This window comes from Methylobacterium sp. J-068, assembly GCF_022829445.1.
Lineage (GTDB): Bacteria > Pseudomonadota > Alphaproteobacteria > Rhizobiales > Beijerinckiaceae > Methylobacterium.
Genome location: NZ_JAKSXY010000125.1, coordinates 25101 through 43911, shown reverse-complemented (window position 1 = coordinate 43911; position 18811 = coordinate 25101). Strand labels below are relative to the sequence as shown.

The 18811-nt window shown below is 69.3% G+C and carries 23 protein-coding genes; 19 read left to right on the top strand and 4 right to left on the bottom strand.

Annotation, left to right across the window (positions count from 1 at the left end):
• The first annotated feature begins 59 nt into the window (after positions 1 to 59).
• Positions 60 to 521: a transcription elongation factor GreA gene (gene greA / locus MKK54_RS23225; protein WP_244014780.1), complete on the top strand. Its 462-nt coding sequence runs from the start codon at positions 60 to 62 to the stop codon at positions 519 to 521.
• A 165-nt stretch (positions 522 to 686) separates the two neighbouring features.
• Here greA and MKK54_RS23220 read toward each other — a convergent pair whose 3' ends face one another.
• A complete protein-coding gene (locus MKK54_RS23220; protein WP_244014778.1) occupies positions 687 to 1700 on the bottom strand; it encodes an L-threonylcarbamoyladenylate synthase in 1014 nt (337 codons plus the stop codon).
• A gap of 121 nt (positions 1701 to 1821) precedes the next feature.
• Between MKK54_RS23220 and MKK54_RS23215 the strand changes: the two genes are divergently transcribed.
• The 9 genes from MKK54_RS23215 (at position 1822) to MKK54_RS23175 (ending at position 10358) form a co-directional block, all read left to right on the top strand.
• Positions 1822 to 3585, top strand: a complete 1764-nt coding sequence (locus MKK54_RS23215) for an acyl-CoA dehydrogenase (RefSeq protein WP_244014775.1) — start codon at positions 1822 to 1824, stop codon at positions 3583 to 3585.
• 61 nt (positions 3586 to 3646) lie between these two features.
• Positions 3647 to 4405: an enoyl-CoA hydratase-related protein gene (locus MKK54_RS23210; protein ID WP_244014773.1), complete on the top strand. Its 759-nt coding sequence runs from the start codon at positions 3647 to 3649 to the stop codon at positions 4403 to 4405.
• Entirely contained in the window at positions 4402 to 5259 is an 858-nt protein-coding gene (locus tag MKK54_RS23205; RefSeq protein ID WP_244014771.1) for an SDR family NAD(P)-dependent oxidoreductase, read from the top strand. Before MKK54_RS23210 ends, MKK54_RS23205 begins: the two co-directional genes overlap by 4 nt.
• A 3-nt stretch (positions 5260 to 5262) precedes the next feature.
• Positions 5263 to 6168: an SDR family oxidoreductase gene (locus MKK54_RS23200; RefSeq protein WP_244014769.1), complete on the top strand. Its 906-nt coding sequence runs from the start codon at positions 5263 to 5265 to the stop codon at positions 6166 to 6168.
• A 10-nt stretch (positions 6169 to 6178) separates the two neighbouring features.
• Positions 6179 to 7183, top strand: coding sequence for a magnesium transporter CorA family protein (locus tag MKK54_RS23195; protein WP_244014766.1), 1005 nt, complete (start codon positions 6179 to 6181; stop codon positions 7181 to 7183).
• Positions 7184 to 7276: 93 nt separating this feature from the next.
• Positions 7277 to 8965, top strand: coding sequence for a methyl-accepting chemotaxis protein (locus MKK54_RS23190; RefSeq protein ID WP_244014764.1), 1689 nt, complete (start codon positions 7277 to 7279; stop codon positions 8963 to 8965).
• 82 nt (positions 8966 to 9047) lie between these two features.
• Complete coding sequence (locus MKK54_RS23185) at positions 9048 to 9812, top strand: SOS response-associated peptidase (RefSeq protein ID WP_244014762.1); 765 nt, start codon at positions 9048 to 9050, stop codon at positions 9810 to 9812.
• Positions 9813 to 9924: 112 nt separating this feature from the next.
• The gene (locus MKK54_RS23180; protein ID WP_244014760.1) at positions 9925 to 10128 is read left to right on the top strand and encodes a hypothetical protein; all 204 of its coding nucleotides are present in this window, start codon (positions 9925 to 9927) and stop codon (positions 10126 to 10128) included.
• Positions 10129 to 10142: 14 nt separating this feature from the next.
• The gene (locus MKK54_RS23175) at positions 10143 to 10358 is read left to right on the top strand and encodes an alkylphosphonate utilization protein (RefSeq protein ID WP_244014758.1); all 216 of its coding nucleotides are present in this window, start codon (positions 10143 to 10145) and stop codon (positions 10356 to 10358) included.
• 49 nt (positions 10359 to 10407) lie between these two features.
• On the opposite strand, the gene MKK54_RS23170 is transcribed toward MKK54_RS23175, so the two are convergent.
• Positions 10408 to 10662 (bottom strand): hypothetical protein, encoded by a 255-nt coding sequence (locus MKK54_RS23170; protein WP_244014756.1) that lies wholly within the window; start codon positions 10660 to 10662, stop codon positions 10408 to 10410.
• 303 nt (positions 10663 to 10965) lie between these two features.
• On the opposite strand from MKK54_RS23170, the gene MKK54_RS23165 reads away from it, so the two are divergent.
• The 7 genes from MKK54_RS23165 to trhA all read left to right on the top strand — a co-directional run bounded on the left by MKK54_RS23165 (position 10966) and on the right by trhA (position 16048).
• Positions 10966 to 12789: an adenine deaminase C-terminal domain-containing protein gene (locus MKK54_RS23165; RefSeq protein ID WP_244014754.1), complete on the top strand. Its 1824-nt coding sequence runs from the start codon at positions 10966 to 10968 to the stop codon at positions 12787 to 12789.
• Positions 12790 to 12974: 185 nt separating this feature from the next.
• On the top strand, positions 12975 to 13160 hold the full coding sequence (locus MKK54_RS23160; RefSeq protein ID WP_244014752.1) for a hypothetical protein: 186 nt from the start codon (positions 12975 to 12977) through the stop codon (positions 13158 to 13160).
• Positions 13157 to 13450: a hypothetical protein gene (locus MKK54_RS23155; RefSeq protein ID WP_244014749.1), complete on the top strand. Its 294-nt coding sequence runs from the start codon at positions 13157 to 13159 to the stop codon at positions 13448 to 13450. The genes MKK54_RS23160 and MKK54_RS23155 overlap by 4 nt, the downstream gene beginning before the upstream one ends.
• A gap of 117 nt (positions 13451 to 13567) precedes the next feature.
• Complete coding sequence (locus MKK54_RS23150) at positions 13568 to 13720, top strand: hypothetical protein (protein ID WP_244014747.1); 153 nt, start codon at positions 13568 to 13570, stop codon at positions 13718 to 13720.
• 83 nt (positions 13721 to 13803) lie between these two features.
• A complete protein-coding gene (locus MKK54_RS23145) occupies positions 13804 to 14898 on the top strand; it encodes a COX15/CtaA family protein (RefSeq protein WP_244015255.1) in 1095 nt (364 codons plus the stop codon).
• Between the two features lie 154 nt (positions 14899 to 15052).
• Entirely contained in the window at positions 15053 to 15262 is a 210-nt protein-coding gene (locus tag MKK54_RS23140) for a hypothetical protein (RefSeq protein WP_244014745.1), read from the top strand.
• A gap of 105 nt (positions 15263 to 15367) precedes the next feature.
• A complete protein-coding gene (trhA, locus tag MKK54_RS23135) occupies positions 15368 to 16048 on the top strand; it encodes a PAQR family membrane homeostasis protein TrhA (RefSeq protein ID WP_244014742.1) in 681 nt (226 codons plus the stop codon).
• Here trhA and MKK54_RS23130 read toward each other — a convergent pair.
• Both MKK54_RS23130 and MKK54_RS23125 read right to left on the bottom strand, forming a co-directional pair.
• On the bottom strand, positions 16021 to 16158 hold the full coding sequence (locus MKK54_RS23130) for a hypothetical protein (protein ID WP_244014740.1): 138 nt from the start codon (positions 16156 to 16158) through the stop codon (positions 16021 to 16023). The two genes, trhA and MKK54_RS23130, sit on opposite strands and share 28 nt — an antisense overlap.
• Positions 16155 to 17039 carry a glycoside hydrolase family 25 protein gene (locus MKK54_RS23125; protein WP_244014738.1) on the bottom strand — a complete coding sequence of 295 codons (885 nt, stop codon included), beginning with the start codon at positions 17037 to 17039 and terminating at the stop codon, positions 16155 to 16157. Before MKK54_RS23125 ends, MKK54_RS23130 begins: the two co-directional genes overlap by 4 nt.
• Before the next feature lie 218 nt (positions 17040 to 17257).
• Here MKK54_RS23125 and MKK54_RS23120 point away from each other — a divergent pair, with 218 nt between their 5' ends.
• Positions 17258 to 17689: a DUF488 family protein gene (locus MKK54_RS23120; RefSeq protein WP_244015253.1), complete on the top strand. Its 432-nt coding sequence runs from the start codon at positions 17258 to 17260 to the stop codon at positions 17687 to 17689.
• A 117-nt stretch (positions 17690 to 17806) separates the two neighbouring features.
• The gene (locus tag MKK54_RS23115) at positions 17807 to 18541 is read left to right on the top strand and encodes a helix-turn-helix transcriptional regulator (protein WP_244014736.1); all 735 of its coding nucleotides are present in this window, start codon (positions 17807 to 17809) and stop codon (positions 18539 to 18541) included.
• The last annotated feature ends 270 nt before the right edge of the window (positions 18542 to 18811 follow it).

Genomic DNA, 18811 nt, shown 5'->3' with positions numbered 1-18811 from the left:
ATCCCGGACGCGCCGCGTCGCGGCGGAACCGAGACCGCAGGGCAGGCGTTCTGGCTTCCATGAGTCAAGTATTTGTCCGTGAACCCGAGGGCGGCGAAGCCTTCGAGGATCTTCCCGACCGTCCGATTTCGCCCCATCCGAACTTCGTCACCCCCGAGGGCCTCGCGCAGATCGAGGAACAGGTCGCGCGCCTTCAGGCCGAGTTCTCGGCCCTGACCCCGGGCGCCAAGGCCGACGAAGCCCGGGTCACGCGTGATCTCAACTACTGGACGGCGCGCCTCGGCACGGCCCAGCGCGTAGAAGCGGAACCCGGAGACGTGATCCGCTTCGGCTCCACGGTCACGATCTCAAGGGAAGACGATTCTCAGCAGACGTTCCGGATCGTCGGCGAGGATGAGGCGGACCCGGCGAACGGTTCGATTTCCTACGTCTCGCCGATGGCCAAGGCCCTGACCGGCAAGGTTCTGGGAGACGTGATCGAGGTGAACGGGCACGAAGCCGAGATCACCGGGATCGCCTGACCCGCTCGGCTCACGGCCGTCCGCGAGCGATTTTCACCCGGGCAAGAAAAAAGGCTCGGATTGCTCCGAGCCCTGGAAGGGAAAAGGCCATTGGGGGCTGAACTGGCCTTCGTGAGTTGATAACGGTCTTCTCGCAGATCGGTTCCAACGATCCGCGAAATAATTTCAGCGCGGCGCTGCGGCCCGTCTCAGGCGGTCGTTGATGGCTTCCCCAAGGCCCGTCTCGGGGATGGGTACGACGGCGATGACGTCGGCGCCGATCGCATCGAGGTGACGCAGGGCCGAGAAGAGACGGGATGCCGCTTCCGTCAGGTCTCCGGCGGGACTGAGGTTGAACCGCCCGCGTGCCTTGTCCGTGCCCGGCGGCGATCGGGAACCGAACAGCAGGATCGTCTCGTCGGTCTCGACGGCCACGGCACCGAGGCGCACCCGCGCCCGTGGCGCGTAGTGGGACGCGAGGAGACCGGGCGCGACGAGCGCGGTGCCGCCGGGACTCGGATCCGACCCGGGAAGATCGAAGCCGAGGCGTTCCGCGAGGGCTTCGCGGGTGATGCCCCCGGGACGCAACAGGCGCACCCGGCCGCCGAGGCAGGAAACGACGGTGGATTCGACGCCCACCGCGGTTTCGCCGCCATCGAGCACCGCCGCGATGCGCCCATCGAGATCGGCGAGGACATGGTCGGCCGTGGTCGGGCTCACCCGCCCCGATCGGTTGGCGGAGGGGGCCGCGACGGGGCGGTCGACTTGCCGGAGAAGGTCGCGCGCGGTGCCGTTGCCCGGTACGCGCAGGGCCACGCTCGGCAAACCGGCACGGGCGACATCGCAGACGCGGCCATTCGGCGAAACCGGCAGCACGAGCGTCAGCGGTCCGGGCCAGAACGCTTCGGCGAGCCGCAGGGCGGCCGCATCGAACACGCCCTCCCGCCGCGCCGCCTCGAGATCGGCGACATGCGCGATCAGCGGGTTGAAGGAGGGCCGGGCCTTCGCCGCGAAAATCCCCGCGACAGCCGTCGCATCCGTGGCATCGGCGCCGAGGCCGTAGACCGTCTCGGTGGGGAAACCGACGAGGCTTCCCTTCCGGATCAGGCGCGCCGCTTCGGACACGCCAGCGGCATCGTCGAGAAGGCGCCGCGTCCGGTTCCGTGCGGTGTCATCGGGGATTGACCCGAGATCGTTCATATCTAAACTATCTTCACCAACGTGCCCTCGGGGGCGGGGCTTGGCCTAGCGCCGGGCCGGGCCTTGCGTCAAACACGCGTGGACAGGCGCCGACCTCGAACAAGGCGCGGGAGGACCCATCATGACCTATCGCGCACCGGTCGCCGACATGCTGTTCGCCCTGCGCCACGTCGCCGGATTCGAGGCCGCCCTGTCCTCAGGACGCCACGGCGACCTCGGGCTCGACGACGCCGAGGCGATCCTCGGCGAGGCCGCCAAGGTCGCCGACGCGGTGATCGCCCCGCTCAACCGCGTCGGAGATCGGCACGGCACGCCGCTGACGGAGGGCGCGATCGCCACGCCGCCGGGCTGGCAGGCGGCCTATCGGACTTGGATCGAGGGCGGGTGGAACGGCCTCAGCGCCGATCCGGACCATGGCGGGCAGGGCTTGCCCCTCGTCCTCAACGCCGCCTGCACCGAGATGTGGAACGCGGCCAGCATCGCCTTCGGCCTTTGCCCGCTGCTGACGGCGGGTGGCATCGAGGCCCTGGCGCAGCATGGCTCGGACGCGCTGAAGGCGCGCTATCTCGGCAAACTGGTCTCCGGCGAGTGGACCGCCACCATGAACCTCACCGAGCCGCAGGCGGGCTCGGACCTCGCGCTCCTGCGCAGCCGGGCCGAGCCGGTCGGGGACGGCAGCTACCGGATCGTCGGTGCCAAGATCTACATCACCTACGGCGAGCACGACCTCACCGACAACATCGTCCACCTCGTGCTGGCCCGGCTGAAGGATGCGCCGGCGGGCACGCGCGGCATCTCCCTGTTCCTCGTCCCCAAGGTGCTTCCGGACGGCGGCCGCAACGATCTGCGCTGCTCCGGCATCGAGCACAAGCTCGGCATTCACGGCTCTCCGACCTGCTCCATGGCCTTCGGCGACGCGGGGGGCGCCATCGGCTGGCTCATCGGCGAGGAGAATCGCGGCCTCGCCTGCATGTTCACGATGATGAACTCGGCCCGGCTCAACGTCGGCCTGCAGGGCGTCGGCATCGCCGAGCGGGCCTACCAGCAGGCCTTGGCCTATGCCCGCGACCGGCGCCAGGGCAAGGCGCCGGGTGCCGCCGAGACCAGCCCGATCGTGGCCCATGCCGACGTGCAGCGCATGCTGCTGACCATGAAGGCCTACACGCAGGCCGCGCGCGGCATCTGCTATCTCACGGCGGAAGCCCTCGACGCCGCGCGCGGACCGGAGGGCGAGGCGGCGCATGACCGCGCCTCGCTGCTGACGCCGGTCGCCAAGGCCTTCTCCACCGACATCGCCAACGAGGTGACCTCGCTCGGCGTCCAGGTCCATGGCGGGATGGGCTTCGTCGAAGAGACGGGCGCCGCCCAGCACATGCGCGACGCCCGCATCCTCGGCATCTACGAGGGGACCAACGGCATCCAGGCCATCGACCTCGTCGCGCGCAAGCTCCCGCTGAACGGTGGCGCGACGGTGCGGGCGCAGATCGCGGGCCTGCGCCGGATCGCCGAGGGGTTCCTCAAGGATGCCGATCCTGCCCACGGCGCCATCGGCGCGCGCCTGCGCGCCGGAATCGAGAGCCTCGACCGGGCGACGAGCTTCCAGTTGAAGGCGCTCGGCTCCAACCGGCCGGAGGCGGCGCTGGCCGGCGCGACGCCCTACCTGCGTCTGTTCGGACTGGTCCAGGGGGGCGCCTGCCTCGCGCAGACGGCGCTGGCGGCCAATGCGGCCCGGAAGGCCGGCGACACCGATCCGGCCCAGCCCGGCCGCATCGCCCTCGCGCGCTTCTTCGCCGACAACCTGCTGACCGCCGCGAGCGGCCTGGAGGAGAGCGTGATCGCCGGCGGCGGCTTCACGGACGATGCCGGCCTCGCCCTGGCGCATTGAGCGGCGTGCTCCGGGAGACGGCCCGGATGCACGGAGATCACCGGACGGGGGGAGGGCGATCATGAGCGAGCACATCGCGATCCAGGACACGGCGGACAGCGTCCGCCTGATCCGCATCGACAGGCCCGAGAAGAAGAACGCGCTGACCGGCGCCATGTACGATGCGATGCGGGAGGCCCTGATCCAGGCCGACGCCTCGGATGCGGTCGGCGCCATCGTGTTCGCGGGCACGCCCGGCGCGTTCAGCGCCGGCAACGATCTGGCCGATTTCGTCGCGGGCGCGCGCAAGCCCTTCGGCGAGGCACCAGCGCTCCTGTTCATCCGGCAGCTTGCCCGGACCCGGACGCCGATGGTCGCGGCGGTGGACGGGATCGCGGTGGGCATCGGGACGACGCTGACCCTGCACTGCGACCTCGTCTATGCCAGTCCGGCCGCGCGCTTCCGGATGCCCTTCGTCGAACTCGGCCTCGTGCCGGAGGCGGCCTCCAGCTACCTGCTGCCGCGCCGGGTCGGGCTCCTGAGAGCGACCGAGATGCTGCTGCTCAGCCGGCCCTTCGATGCGGACGAGGCCCTCGGGCTCGGCCTCGTCAACGGCGTGATGCCGGCCGACCTCCTCCTGGAACACGCGCTCGCCCAGGGCGCGCGGCTGGCCGGGCTCCCGCGCGGCGCGGTGCAGGCCACGCGGGCGCTGATCCGAGGCGATCAGGCCGCGATGGAAGCCGCCCTCGAGGCCGAGGCCGTCGCGTTCGAGGAGCGCCTGCGCGCGCCGGAGGCCCAGGCCGCCTTCGCGCGCTTCCTCGACCGAGCCAGACCGGCGTGAGCGCCGCACCGGACCTTCGCGGACGGATCTGCCTCGTCGCCGGCGCCTCGCGCGGGGTCGGGCGCGGCCTCGCGCGGGGCCTCGGCGAGGCCGGTGCCACCGTGATCGTCACGGCCCGTTCCAGCGAGACGGGGCCGCGCACGGAAGGACGGCCCGAGACCATCGAGGATACGGCGCGGGCGGTCGATGCCGCCGGGGGCGAAGGCCACCACTACCTCTGCGACCACACCAGCGAGCGCGCGGTCGACACCCTGGTCCACTGGGCTCTTCGCCGGTTCGGCCGCATCGACGTCGCGGTGTCGAGCGTCTGGGGTGGAAACGAGGGCTATGACGGCGAGCGCTACGCCGACGGCGCCGCCTGGGGCACGCCGTTCTGGCGCCGTTCGGCCGAGCCGCTCTCGGACTTCTTCGGCGGCGGCCCTTACCCGGCCCTGCTGCTCGCCCGCGCGGTCGCCCCCGCGATGGTCTCGGCGAAATCCGGCCTGTTGGCCTTCGTCTCCTTCGACACCGGACCCGGCTATCTCGGCGACATCTTCTACGACCTGACCAAGGCCACCACGAACCGCCTCGCCTTCGCCTGCGCGCAGGAACTGACGCCGCACGGCGTCACGGCCCTGGCGATCTCGCCCGGCTTCGTCCGCACCGAGCGCGCCATCGACATCGGCCATGCCGACCGTGCCACCGAGAGCCCGCTCTATGCCGGCCGGGCGCTCGCCGCGCTCGCCGCCGACCCGAACGTCGCCGCCCATGCGGGCGGCATCCTCCATGCCGGCGATCTCGCCGCCGCCTACGGCTTCACCGACGCGGACGGCAGCCGGCCGCCCCGTTTCCAGATCGATTCCGAGGAGCACTGAGACATGGGCGGTTCGCTGAAGGGCAACATATCCGAGGGCAAATCACTCGAGGGCAAGTCACTTGAGGGAAAGACCCTCTTCATCACCGGGGCCTCGCGCGGCATCGGCCTCGCGATCGGCCTGCGCGCGGCGCGGGACGGCGCCAACGTCGCCATCGCGGCTAAGACCGACACGCCGCATCCGAAGCTCGAAGGCACCATCCACACGGCCGCCGCGGCGATCGAGGCGGCGGGCGGGCGCGCCCTGCCGCTGCTGGTGGACGTCCGCGACGAGGACAGCGTCGCCGCCGCGATCGAAACCACCGCGAACACCTTCGGGGGCATCGACATCGTGGTGAACAACGCCAGCGCGATCTCGCTGAGCCGGACGCCCGAGACCGAGATGAAGCGCTTCGACCTGATGCACGGCATCAACACGCGCGGCACCTACATGGTCAGCAAATATACGATTCCCCACCTCGCGAAGGCCGAGAACCCGCATATCGTGATGCTGTCGCCGCCCCTCGACATGGCGGAGAAGTGGTTCGCGCCGCATCTCGCCTACTCGATCGCCAAGTACGGCATGTCGCTCTGCGTGCTCGGGCTCGCGGGCGAGTTGAAGCGCCAGGGCATCGCGGTCAACGCCCTGTGGCCGCGCACCACCATCGCGACGGCGGCCATCCGGAACATCCTCGGCGGCGAGGCGCTGATGCAGGCGAGCCGCACGCCCGAGATCCTGGCGGATGCCGCGCACGCGCTGTTCTGCTCGAACGCCCGCGAGACGACGGGCCGTTTCCTCATCGACGACAGCTTCCTGGCCGAGCAGGGTGTCACGGACTTTTCAAAATATCGCGTCACACCCGGCATCCCTCTTGCGCCGGACTTCTTCGTGCCGGATGCGAGCACACCGCCTCCCGGGGCCTTCGCCTGAGACATCCCGCGTGATCTTCATCCACCAGCCGGTCGCTGGCGCCGGGCAGACCCTGCTCGAGCGCCGTTCCCTCGAATTGCAGGAGGCGATCCCTGACGACACCGTCTGGCTCGACATGGTGCGCCCGAGCCGCGAGGAGGACATGAAGGTCGAGGCCTTCATGGGCATCTCGGTGCCGACCCGGGAGGAGATGAAGGACATCGAGCCCTCCGAACTCCTCTACGTGGAGGACGGCGCCCGGTACATGACCGGCCGCGTGCTGAGCAAGGTCAGCGAGTCCGAGGAGCCGGGACTCGCCGGCATCACCTTCATCCTGCGCGGCAGCCGCCTCGTGACGGTCCGCTACGAGGAGCCCCAGGCCTTCCGGATGTACACGCAGCGGGCCGGGCGATCGACGGGCAACGGCCCCTCGGCGGCGCCGTCCGGCGAGACCATCCTGGCCGGCCTCATCGAGACGGTGATCGACCGGGCGGCCGACGTGCTCCAGCTCCAGGGCGAGCGGATCGACCGGCTCTCGGGCAAGATCTTCGAGGAGAAGGAGGATCCGAGCGCCCGCAACACCGCCCTGCAGGACACCCTCCGGGCGCTCGGGCGCCACGGCGACCTGATCTCGAAGCAGCGCGAGAGCCTCGTCTCGATGGAGCGGATCCTGCTGTCGCTCTCGGCGACCTACCGCACGGCCAAGGCGCCGCGCGAATTGCGGGAAGACGTGCGCTCGACCCTGCGGGACCTGCAATCGCTGGAGGAGCACGCCACCTTCCTGTCCTCGAAGATCCAGTTCCTCCTCGACGCCACCCTCGGTCTCGTGAACCTCGAGCAGAACAACATCATCAAGCTGTTCTCGGTGATGGCGGTGGTCTTCATGCCGCCGACGCTGATCGCTTCGATCTACGGAATGAACTTCAAGGCCATGCCGGAACTCGATTGGGGATTGGGATACCCGATGGCGGTGGTCATGATGGTCGTCGCGGCGGTTCTGCCCTACGTCTTCTTCCGCTGGAAACGGTGGCTGTAGCGAAGAGTCGAAGCATCCCGTTAAGGATGATGCGGCATGGTCGTGACGCGCGGCGTGCTCCGATGGGTGGAGTCACGCTTTCGGAGCGGAACCATGTCCCTGAAGACCATGACCATCCGGACGCGGCTGGTCGCCAGTTTTGCCGTGATCACCCTGTTCATCCTGATGATCGGCTGGCTCGGGATGTCGGGCGTCGACCGGATGAACGGCCTGCTGACCGACGTCCAGGCCAACTGGCTTCCGAGTGTCCGCACGAGCGGTCGGATAGACACCGCGCTCGCCCGCTACACCACGAGCCTCCTGCGGGCGACGCAGACGACGGATGCGGGGGATCTGGCGAAGATCGAAGGCGATCTGGCCAAGCGGCGCGAGCAGATCGGCACCCTGTCGAAGGCGTACGAGCGGCTGATCAGCTCCGAGACGGAGCGCGGTCACTTCACGACGTTCCAGGGCGAGGTGGGGCGGTTCTTCGCCACCGCGGACCGGATCGTCGTCGCCGCCCGCACGGGCGAGAAGAGCGAAGCCTACGGCCTCTATCTCTCGGATGGGGTCGAGCCCCGCCGGCGCGCCTCCACGGCGCTCGAGAAGCTGATCGAGATCAACGACGCGGGCGCCGAGCGCGCCGAAGCGGACGGACTCGCCCTCACGGCGCAGACGAAGACGGTCGCGCTCGCGGCCCTCGCGATCGCGGTCTCCCTGGCGGTCCTCCTCGCGACCCTGATCATCCGCAGCATCACGCACGGCATCGACTCCGTCATCCGGCCGATGACGCGCCTCACCGCGGGGGACCTGACGGCGGAGATCCCGCATCAGGGCACCGGTACCGAGATCGGCCGCATCGCCGACGCCATCCAGGTCTTCAAGGACGGTCTGATCCGGATGAAACGTCTGGAAGAGGAGACGGCGCTCGCCCGCGCGGGGGCCGAGGTGCAGCGTCGGCAGGCGATGCAGGAGATGGCGGACGGGTTCGAGCGTGCGGTCGGCGCCATCGTGAGCGCCGTCGGCAAATCCGCCGGTGAGCTGCAAGCGACCGCGCAGGCGATGAGCGGCACCGCGACGCAGACCGCGAGCCAGTCCGGGTCCGTCGCGGCCGCGGCCGAGGAGGCGGCCTCGAACGTCGAGACCGTTGCGGCCGCCGCCGAGGAACTCGGTTCGTCCGTTCAGGAGATCGGGCGGCAGGTGCAGGGCTCAGCCGAACTCGCCGGCATGGCGGTGCGCGAGGCGGGCAACACCGCCGCCCTGGTCCAGGAACTCAACGGCGCGACCGCGCGCATCGGCGACGTGGTCAAGCTGATCTCGGACATCGCCGGCCAGACCAACCTCCTGGCGCTCAACGCCACCATCGAGGCGGCGCGGGCCGGCGAGGCGGGCCGGGGCTTCGCCGTGGTGGCGACCGAGGTGAAGGAACTCGCGGGCCAGACGGCGCGCGCCACGGAAGAGATCGGAACCCAGATCGCCCGCATCCAGGGGGCCACGGTGGAGAGCGTGAGCGCCATCGAGGCGATTCGCGCGCGGATCGGCGAGATCAGCGCGGTGGCGACCTCCATCGCGGCGGGCGTCGAGGAGCAGGACGCGGCGACCCAGGAGATCGTGCGCAACGTGGCGCAGGCCGCCATGGGCACCGGCGAGGTGACGGCCAACATCGCGGGCGTGGCGGGCGCGGCCGAGGAGACAGGCGCGGCGGCGAGTCAGGTGCTGGCTTCGGCCTCCGAGCTCTCGCGACAGTCGGCACATCTCGGTCGGGAGGTGAGCCGCTTCCTCGCGAGCGTGCGCGCGGCTTGAGCGCCGACGAATCCTGGGTCTCGGCGGGCTCCGGCGCCGCCGGGGCCTTGCTCATGGGGCCGGGATTGCGGATCGTCCCGCCATGTGCGGACGCTTCTTCATCGCCCAGGCCCCCGAGATCTTTCGGGCCTTCTACGGCTACGCGGATCTCCCGAACTTCCCGCCGCGCTACAACGTGGCCCCGACCCAACCGGTGCCCGTGGTGCTCGCCGAGGGCGAGCGCCGGCAATTCCGGCTGGTGCGCTGGGGCCTGTGGCCGAGCTGGGTCAAGGACCCGAAGGATTTTCCCCTCGTCATCAACGCGCGCGCCGAGACGCTTCGCGAGAAGCCGACCTTCCGGGGCGCCCTGCGCCATCGCCGCTGCGTCTTCCTGGCCGACGGCTTCTACGAATGGCGCCGGGAGGGGAAGGGCCGAAGCGCCACGAAGACGCCGTTCATGATCCGCCGCGCCGACCGCGCGCCGATGGCCCTGGCCGGGCTCTGGGAGAACTGGCTCGGCGCCGACGGGTCGGAGGTGGACACGGCGGCCATCGTTACCACCGATGCCAACGGCACCATGGCGGCCGTCCACGACCGGATGCCCGCGATCCTGTCGCCCGAACAGGTCGAGCCCTGGCTCGACACGCGCGGCGTGGAGCCGGATGCGGCGGTCACCCTGTGCCGTCCCTGTCCGGATGAATGGCTGACCCTCGACCCCGTCAGTTCGCGGGTGAACAATGCCCGCATCGACGCGCCGGACCTGATCGAGCCGGTCGGCGCGTCCCAGCCCGGCGGTACCGAGCAGGACGCGGCGCCGGCGGAGCGGCCACGCTCGAGCGACGAGGACGATCAGGGCGATCTTTTCTGATGGGACGACCCGGGGCGGCGTAGGCCTCCCGAAAAACCATCCATTGCGTCCGGCCCGCAAACACCGCATCGCTCTCGCGGCCCTCCGGGGCGACCCAGAAGGTGATGGCAGCATGAATTCGGACGAGATCGACACCATGAACCTGGCACGTGCCAGCCTGGCCCGTCAGCGCAACGCGCTCGCGCGGCGTATCGGTGCCAGCGAGGTCGCGGCACCCTCGGCCGCCGAGGATCTCAGCCGCATCCTGCTCGCGATCGAGGCCGTGGACCGGGCCCTCGTGGATGCCGGACGGCCCCACATGCACCCCGAGGGTTAAGGAGCGCCGGAGCCATGGATGAGACGCGCGATTCCAACGGCACCAAACTCGCGGACGGCGATGCGGTGACGCTGATCAAGGACCTGAAGGTGAAGGGGACGTCGACCACCCTGAAGCGCGGCACCCTGGTCAAGAACATCCGTCTGACCGACGATCCCGAGGAGATCGAGTGCAACGCCGAGAAGGTGAAGGGCCTCGTGCTGAAGACCCAGTTCCTGAAGAAGGCTTGAGCCGGCGGGGCGAGGGTCGCCGCACCGGAGGGTTCAAATCCGGGCGGCGCTACTCGTCGGACGCGCTGGGAGCTCGGATGGGCGACCGGGTGAGGCTGCGGATCGGGCGCAGCGGCCGACCGGATTTCTCCGCGATCACGCGATCCTGCTCCTCGATGAGCTGGCGGGCCGGCTCGTCGCCGTCGAGGCCGCCGAGGATCTCCATGGGTACGCGCCGGTTCGAGGCGCGGGACTCGTCCTCGTAGAGAACATCGAACAGGACGGAGCCCCGCTCCTGCGGTTTCGACTTGGTGCGTTTGGCCATGACGGGACGATGCTCGGACTGGAAAGGCGGATCGGAAAAATGCCAACGGCCACGGATGCGGGCGTGGCGGGTGCGCGTACATCCGGCGTCACCCTGGCCCTGCATCGTGGCCGTCTCCGATCGAGCGACGCGGGTCGCGATCGGCATGCCGCCTAGATGGTGCCCGGCGGGGACTTTGGCAAGACATTCCATCCGGCAAGACTTTCCGTTTCGTCCTGCTTCGCTCGGCGACTGTCGCACCGGATCGTGGTCTGGCACGATGCCTGCGCCGCGACGGCGGAGGGGTGAGCATCCGGAGACCGCATGACAGACACGCGATCGTTGACGCGCTTTTCCGTCGAACCCCTGAGTCGGATGACGCGGCACCTCGCCGCCGTCGCCTCGGGGCGCGCGGACCCCGATCTGGTGATCACCGGCGCGCGCCTGCTCTCGACCTATTCCGATCGCATCCTGCCCGATCGCGAGGTCTGGATCGCCGGCGGGCGCATCGCAGCGGTGAGGCCGGCCGGGACCTATCGGGGCGGGGCGCGGCGCCACGACGTGCGCGGCGGCCTGCTCGCGCCGGGCCTCGTCGATCCGCACCTGCACATCGAGAGCAGCATGGTGACGGCTTGCGCCTATGCGGAGGCGGCCCTGCTCAACGGCACCACCACCATCGTCTGCGACAGCCACGAGATCGGCAACGTCCTCGACCGCGACGGTATCGCCTGGATGCTGGAGGACGCGCGCCAAGCCCCCCTGAACATCTACCTCACGGTGCCCAGCACCGTGCCGGCGACCTCGCCCGCGCTCGAGACCGCCGGCGGCGACCTCGATGCCGCCAAGATCGCGGCCCTGTTCGATGCCTGGCCGGAAGCGATCGGGCTGGGCGAGAAGATGGATTTCGTCGCGGTCTGCGAGGGTGACCCCCGCGCGCACGCGATCATCCAGGCTTCGCTGGAGCGCGGGCGCCCGGTCTCGGGTCACATCTACGGGCGCGATTTCGTCGCGGCCTACGCGGCGAGCGGCGTCACCGACACACACGAGGCCATCGATCGCGACATCGCCGACGATCTCCTGGAGGCCGGTGTCTGGATCTACCTGCGCGGCGGTCCGCCGACGACCCCCTGGCACAGCCTGCCGAAGGCGATCGGGACGATCCTGGATTACGGCGCGGCCGCCAAGCGCGTCTGCGTCTGCACCGACGACCGGGATGCCGAGGACCTCCTCGCCTTCGGCCTCGACTGGGTGGTGCGCGAGGCCGTGCGCATGGGCATCCCGAAGGCGCAGGCCTGGTCGATGGGGTCCCTGCATCCCGCCACGCGCTACGGCCTCGATGGCGAGATCGGCGGCTTCGGCGGCGGCCGCCGGGCCGACCTCATCCTCCTCGACGACGATCTCGTCCCCCGATCAACCTGGTATGGCGGCGAGTTGGTGGTTGAGAACAGGACGATCACGCCGGTGCTCGACGCGGCCCTGTCCACCCCCTACCGATATCCGGCCCCGGCCTACGCCACCATCCACCTGCCGCAACCGCTGCCGCCCCTGATCCCCGACCTGCCGACGACGCCCTGCCGGATCAACGCGATCCGCACGACGCTGCCGGGCATCGAGTTGACCCACGAGGTCCTCGACCTCGCGCCGGGCCCCGACTGGGACAGGACGCTGGCCGGGAACGACCTCTGCTTCGTCACCGTGATCGAGCGGCACGGCCGCGCCGGAAACGTCGCCCACGGGCTGCTCCGGGCGTTCGGCCTGAAGCGCGGGGCCGTGGCGAGCAGCGTCGGCCACGATTCCCACAACGTCATCGTGGCGGGCCTGAACGAGGCCGACATGCGCGTGGCCCTCGATGCCCTGAGCGCCATTCAGGGGGGTGTCTGCGTGGTCGAGGCCGGACGGGTGGTCGCGCTGGTGCCCCTGCCGGTGGCCGGCCTGCTCTCCGACAAGCGCGTCACGGTGGTGGCCGAGGAGGTGCGCGTGCTGAAGGAGGCATGGACGCGGGCGGGCTGCACCATTCCCTACATGGGCTTCAACCTCATCCCGCTCTCGGTCATTCCGGAGATCCGAATCACCGACAAGGGCCTCGTCCTGGTGCCCGACATGCGGATCGTCCCGTTGTTCGAGGACGCCCGATCGATTTCTCCGTGAGGCTCACGGGAACCGAGACAGTTCCGGATCGTTGATGGGCAGGTCTCAACAGCCTCTCGATCCTCCCAAGCTCAAGCAGCCTGCATGCCGTGATCGGCGCGCGGGCTGTTTCTTTGTCCTTCGCTCATCGGCATCGATGCGGGTTCGGGCCGGTGCGGATCGAGACCTTCGTCCGGAGTCGCCGCATGCGTAGCTTGATCACCCTCATCATCGTCGGCGCCATCGCGTTCGTGCTGGTCGGCATGTACGTGGCGCCCGGCCAACCCGAGCTTCGGGCCTGGTATCTTCGCAATGCCTGCGAGCACCTCGATAAGGTCTCGCCGCAGATCTGCGCCCCGATGCGCAGGGCCGATGCGGGCACGCCGACTTGAATGCCACGCGGCGGGCCCTGGACTGGTTCTTCCGCAATCGACGGACCGGCGCGATCACGATCGGGCAGTTCCCCAACGCCCCGCTCCTGATATTCTCCGCCTGCGCGGCCATCGATTGGATCGCGGCGCCAGGGGGAAGCCTCGGTGCCGTCATCCGCATCCTCGGGGCCCTGGCCCTGACCTATTGGGCGATCGACGAACTCCTGCGCGGCGTGAATCCCTGGCGGCGCTGCCTCGGCGCGACGGTGCTGGCCGGCGTCGCCTGGAACGTGGTGCGGGCCTTGTCCTGACGGCCCACGAGCCTGATGACGCGCATCCCCTGGAACCCGCTTGCAGACCGGCCCCGCTTGCCTATCATCCTGCGTGCGACGCGCACGGGAGACGTGGACGCTGGGAGACGCGGACGGATGACGTTCTTCATCGGAATAGCCGGGCCCTGGCTCGTGGTGGCCACCCTCGCGCTCCTGTCCATCAACCGTGAGCGCGATCTCGCGGCGCAGCCCGTGAACCCCTCCGGTGCGTCGTCGGAAGACGTTGCCCGCAGCACCTACCTCGCCTAACTCGCACTTCGTCTGCGGCGTGCCTCCGGGTGCGCCGCCGGGATGAAGGGGTCGACGTGACGACAGCGCAAGACACGGCTGGGATGCCAGCCTCGGGGCAGCGTGCCGTGAGGGCATGGCTGTACCTTCTGGCCGCCCTCGTCGTCGCGATGGTGGCGGTCGGCGGTGCGACACGCCTCACCGGATCCGGCCTCTCGATCACCGAGTGGCGCCCCGTCACGGGCGCGATCCCGCCGATCTCGGCCGACGCCTGGACCGCCGAGTTCGACAAGTACAAGGGCACGCCACAATACCTCATCCTCAACCGGGGCATGGGCCTGTCCGACTTCAAGGTCCTCTACGCCTGGGAATGGGGCCACCGCCTGCTCGGGCGTATCGTCGGCCTCGTCTTCTTCCTGCCGCTGCTCTGGTTCTGGTGGCGGGGCGCGCTGAACCGGCGCCTCGGGCTCGGTCTTCTCGGCCTCGGCATCCTCGGCGGCCTGCAGGGAGCGATCGGCTGGATCATGGTCGCCTCGGGGCTCCAGCCGGGAATGACGGCGGTGGCCCCCTTGAAGCTCGCCCTGCACCTGACCACCGCGAGCCTGATCCTGGCGGGCCTGGTCTGGCTGGCAGCCGGCCTGCGACCCGGGACCACCGAGACCGAACCGGCACGCCTGCGCGCCGCCGCCGTCGGGATCATGGCCCTGGTGCTGCTTCAGATCTTTCTCGGCGGGCTCGTCGCGGGCTCGAAGGCCGGGCTCGTCTACAACACGTGGCCGACCATGGACGGGATGATGGTGCCGCCCGCATCCGAGCTTTTCGCCGTGACCCCTTGGATCGAGAACTTCGTCGACAATCACACGCTCGTCCAGTTCAACCACCGCCTGACCGCCTATCTCCTCCTGGCGCTCGCGCTGGTGCACGCCCTCGACGCACGCCGGACCCGCCCGGGCTCCGGAATGGCGCGGCGCGCGACGGGCGTCGCGGCCATCGTCGTTACCCAGGCCTGCCTCGGTATCGTGACCCTGCTGCTGGCGGTCCCGCTCTGGGCGGCGCTGGCGCATCAGGTGTTCGCCATGGCGGTGCTGACGATGGCGACGGTCCACGCGCGAAGGGGAGGGGCGGTGGCCGCCGCTCCGGCCCTGGCGCACCCGGCGACCCCATTCGGCTTCGAGGCCCTCGCGAGCCGGGCGCCCTGATCGCGAACCACCGGCATGTGCGGATCACCACATCGCGACCGCACTGCAACGAACCAGGATCGACCTCACACGTTCGACACCCCGACAGGGCGAACTTGGCCGCTTTCACGCGGTCGGGCGCGCTCGAATTCGAACGCGATGGGATGGAATCTGAATGCAGGACAACGGTAAAGATCGCCCCGGAATCGTCTCGTCGATGGAGGCCGATCAGGGACGGACTGAGACGACCATCCCGACAAAGTCAGCGGTATCCAAAGGTCGCGAGCGCCATACTTGGCGCCTGGTCGTCGGTCTGACAGGGTTGCTCGGCGTTGCCTGGGCCGTTGCCATCGCGAGCCGATACCCGAACATCCTTCCGGGCTGAAACACCCGAAAAAGATAATTGTTGATGATGCGAAGTCAGTAGTCGCCGCAGGGAACGCTGCAACCCTCTGGAGCGTAGCCTTCGGATCGGAACCGGAGGTCGGCGATGCTTTTAGCGGACGACGGACGCCCATCGGGAGTGACGTGGAACTATACCCGCCGGGAAATGCTGGCGGATGGCGCGGTTCACGTTCTCGGCGTGGCCCTCGGAGTGGCCGGCGCCATCGGCATCGTGGTGATCGCCGCCCTCTCGCCCCTGTCCTGGGTCGAACGAACCGGCGTCGTCGTCTATGCGGCCGGGCTCGTGTCGATGCTCGGCGTCTCGGCCACCTACAACATGTGGCCGGTGAGCCGGCGCAAGTGGCTCCTGCGGCGCGCCGACCATGCCCTGATCTACCTGATGATCGCCGGCACCTACACGCCCCTCGTCGCCCTGGTCGGCGACGGCGCTCCGGCCTGGAGTCTTCTCGGCACGGTGTGGGTCGTCGCCACGATCGGGATCGCCCTCAAGCTGCTCCTGCCCGGCCGCTATGACCGGGCCGCCATCGGCCTCTACCTGACGCTCGGATGGAGCGGCATCGTCGCCTACGACGCGGTGATCGGACGGCTCGCACCCGACGCCCTCTGGCTCCTGGCGCTCGGCGGCCTGCTGTATTCCTTCGGCGTGGTGTTCCACGTCTGGCGGAGCCTGCCTTACCAGAACGCCATCTGGCACGCCTTCGTGCTCGCGGCGACGGCCTGCCATTACGGGGCCGTGCTTCACACGGTCATGGGTTCGGGGGCCTGACGGGGCGGCGAGCGGCCGTTGGCGCTCGCCTGTTCCGCCTCGACCCCGCCCTCCGGACCGCCGATGACCGGCGCGATGCCCTCGGCCATCCGGGCGCGGAGCGCCCTCATTTCTCCGTGCAGAGGCCGCGATCCGCGAGGCTGCGATGCTCGCGCGGATCGCAATCCGTGGACAGGAACGAGGCCCATTCGGCGGTGGTGCCGTAGAAGGCGTTGCGGTCGACGTCGCCACGCACGCCCGGAACCCGGCCCGTGGACGTGAACTGCCACAGCATCCACTTGCGCTTCGCGTAGCGCTGCTCCGGCTCCGCGGCGGTCGAGCGAACCCAGTGCGGGTAGTCCGGCAGTTCGTCCTCCAGCACGTCCTTGTGGAAGGTGATGTCGGTGTAGATGATCGGGCGCTTGCCGGTGTAGCGCTCCATCTCGTCGAGCATGTAGCGGATCATCGCCAGGGCCTGAGCCTTGGGCAGCTTCTTCGGGCAGAGCTGCGAATGACCGTTCCACTCCACGTCGAGAACGGGGGGGAGGGCGGTGGGATCGTTCGGCACGTTCTTCTTGAACCAAGCCATCTGATCCTGCGGCGAGCGGCACCAGAACACGAAGTGGTAGGCGCCGCGCGGAACGCCGGCCTGAGCCGCGCCGTCCCAGTTGGTGCGGAAACGCTCGTCGACGTGATCGCCCCCCTCGGTCGCCTTGATGAAGGCGAATTGGGTGCCGGCCGCGCGCACCGACATCCAGTCGACGGGGCCCTGCCACTTCGAGATGTCGATGCCCTGGATCGGATGCTGCTTTGCCCGCGCCACGCCCGGATGCGGCTTCGCATCGCCCTTCGTCGGATAGAAGTCCGTGGTGCCCGAACAGGCTGCCAGGGCCGACAACGCGGCGATGGCCGCGCTCCGCCGCAGCCAGACGGGAACGGTCGGCAGCACGGAACGCCGGCCCTGATGCGCGGCGCCCTGCCGTGTCGAGACGATCCGAGTCCTCAGCGACATTGATGCCCGACCCATCATCACTTTTACGCGCTACACGAATGGCTAAGGCATGCCCGGGCGCGGTTAACAGACCTTTGACAGCAATGCGGCGGATTTCCGGAAGTCGTGTCGGCAGAGACACATCGGCCACGGGCGTCCACGCCGCCTTTTCGTCCGGGCGCGGCCTAAGTATCCATGGGCGTTCGGACTTTCGGGACGGGGAGACAGCGGTGAAGACCTTGTTCACCATCGGGTACGAAGGGCTGGATTCGGAGCGCCTCGGGGTGGCCCTGGGCGATGCGGCCGTGGCGACCCTGGTCGACGTCCGCGCGGTGGCGAATTCGCGCAAGCGCGGCTTCTCGAAGACCGCCCTGCGCACCAACCTGGAGGAGGCGGGACTGACCTACGCCCACATGCGGGCGCTCGGGACGCCCAAAGCGGGACGTCAGGCCGCCCGGGCGCACGACGCCGCGCTCATGCGGCGGATCTACTGCGAGGAGGTTCTCGACACCGCCGATGGCGGCCTCGCCCTCGATGCGCTCTGCGACCTCGCGGCGCGCGCACCGACCTGCCTGCTCTGCTTCGAACGCGACCCCGCGCTCTGCCACCGTCGCGTCCTCGCGGAGCGCATGGTCGGGCGCGGCTTCGCGATCGTCGATCTCTTCGGCTGAACGCGCGCCAAAACAGGGTACAGGAAGGTTTCGCGCCAGAATGCGGGCTCGAAATACACGTTGACAATCTAGAGTTACGAAGGTGTTTTCTCTCGGAGCGAGCAGGTTGGACGTCGTATGAGCCGCAAAGCGCTGGACCAGACCCTTGGCTTTCTCCGATCGCTCGACCGCACGGCGAGCATCGACGAGGTCGCCCGGCTGCTCCTGACGGAACTGGCCGATCTCGGCATCGCGCACGCCATGGCGGCGACCATCCCACGGCGGGGCACGCCCGCGCGACAGCAGCAGGGGCACATCCTCGTCAACACGTTCCCGAACGAGTGGGGCCGCCGCTATCTCGCGCATGGCTACGCGTTCCATGATCCGACGGTGCGTCATCTCGGCTTCAGCACTACGCCCTTTGCCTGGAGCGAACTCGGGCCCCAATTCGCGGACGATGCCAGGGCGCTCCGCGTCATGAACGAAGCGGGGGATTTCAACCTTCGGGACGGCCTCACCATTCCGCTAATGACGCTGGACGGGAACGTGGCGGGGTTCAGCCTGTCGGGCGACCGGCTCGCGATCGATCCGGCCGACCGGCCGATGCTCCACCTCATCGCCACCTACGCCTTCGGCCATCTCCTGCGCCTGCGCGGGCAGACGACCTCTGTAGAGGCGGCCAAGCTCGCGCCGCGCGAGCGGGAAGCCCTGCAATGGGCGGCCGAAGGCAAGACCGATTGGGAGATCGGCGAGGTGATGGGCATCTCCACCCACGGCGTCGACTTCCATCTCCGCTCCGCGCGCACCAAGCTCGGGACCACCAACCGCACGCAGGCGGTCGCCGTCGCGCTGCGGCGTGGGCTGATTCACTGAGCGCGTGCCGTCGGTCCGCTCGCGCGGACGATCGCCGAGCCGCCGCGACGCCTCATCGGGCGCGCCGCCCGCATCGGGACCGGAGCCGATCCGGATCGGGCCGTCCCGTACGCTGGTAAAGTTGTGTCGACGTAAAGCGCCTCACAAAACTTCCAGCCGTCCTCCGTTTTCGCTCTGAGCACCACGGGGAAGCGGGATTTTTGTGAGAGACACTTAACACAGGTTGGGCGAATGGCGGCGAGACCCTACGGATTCCCGTAGGTCCGGGCA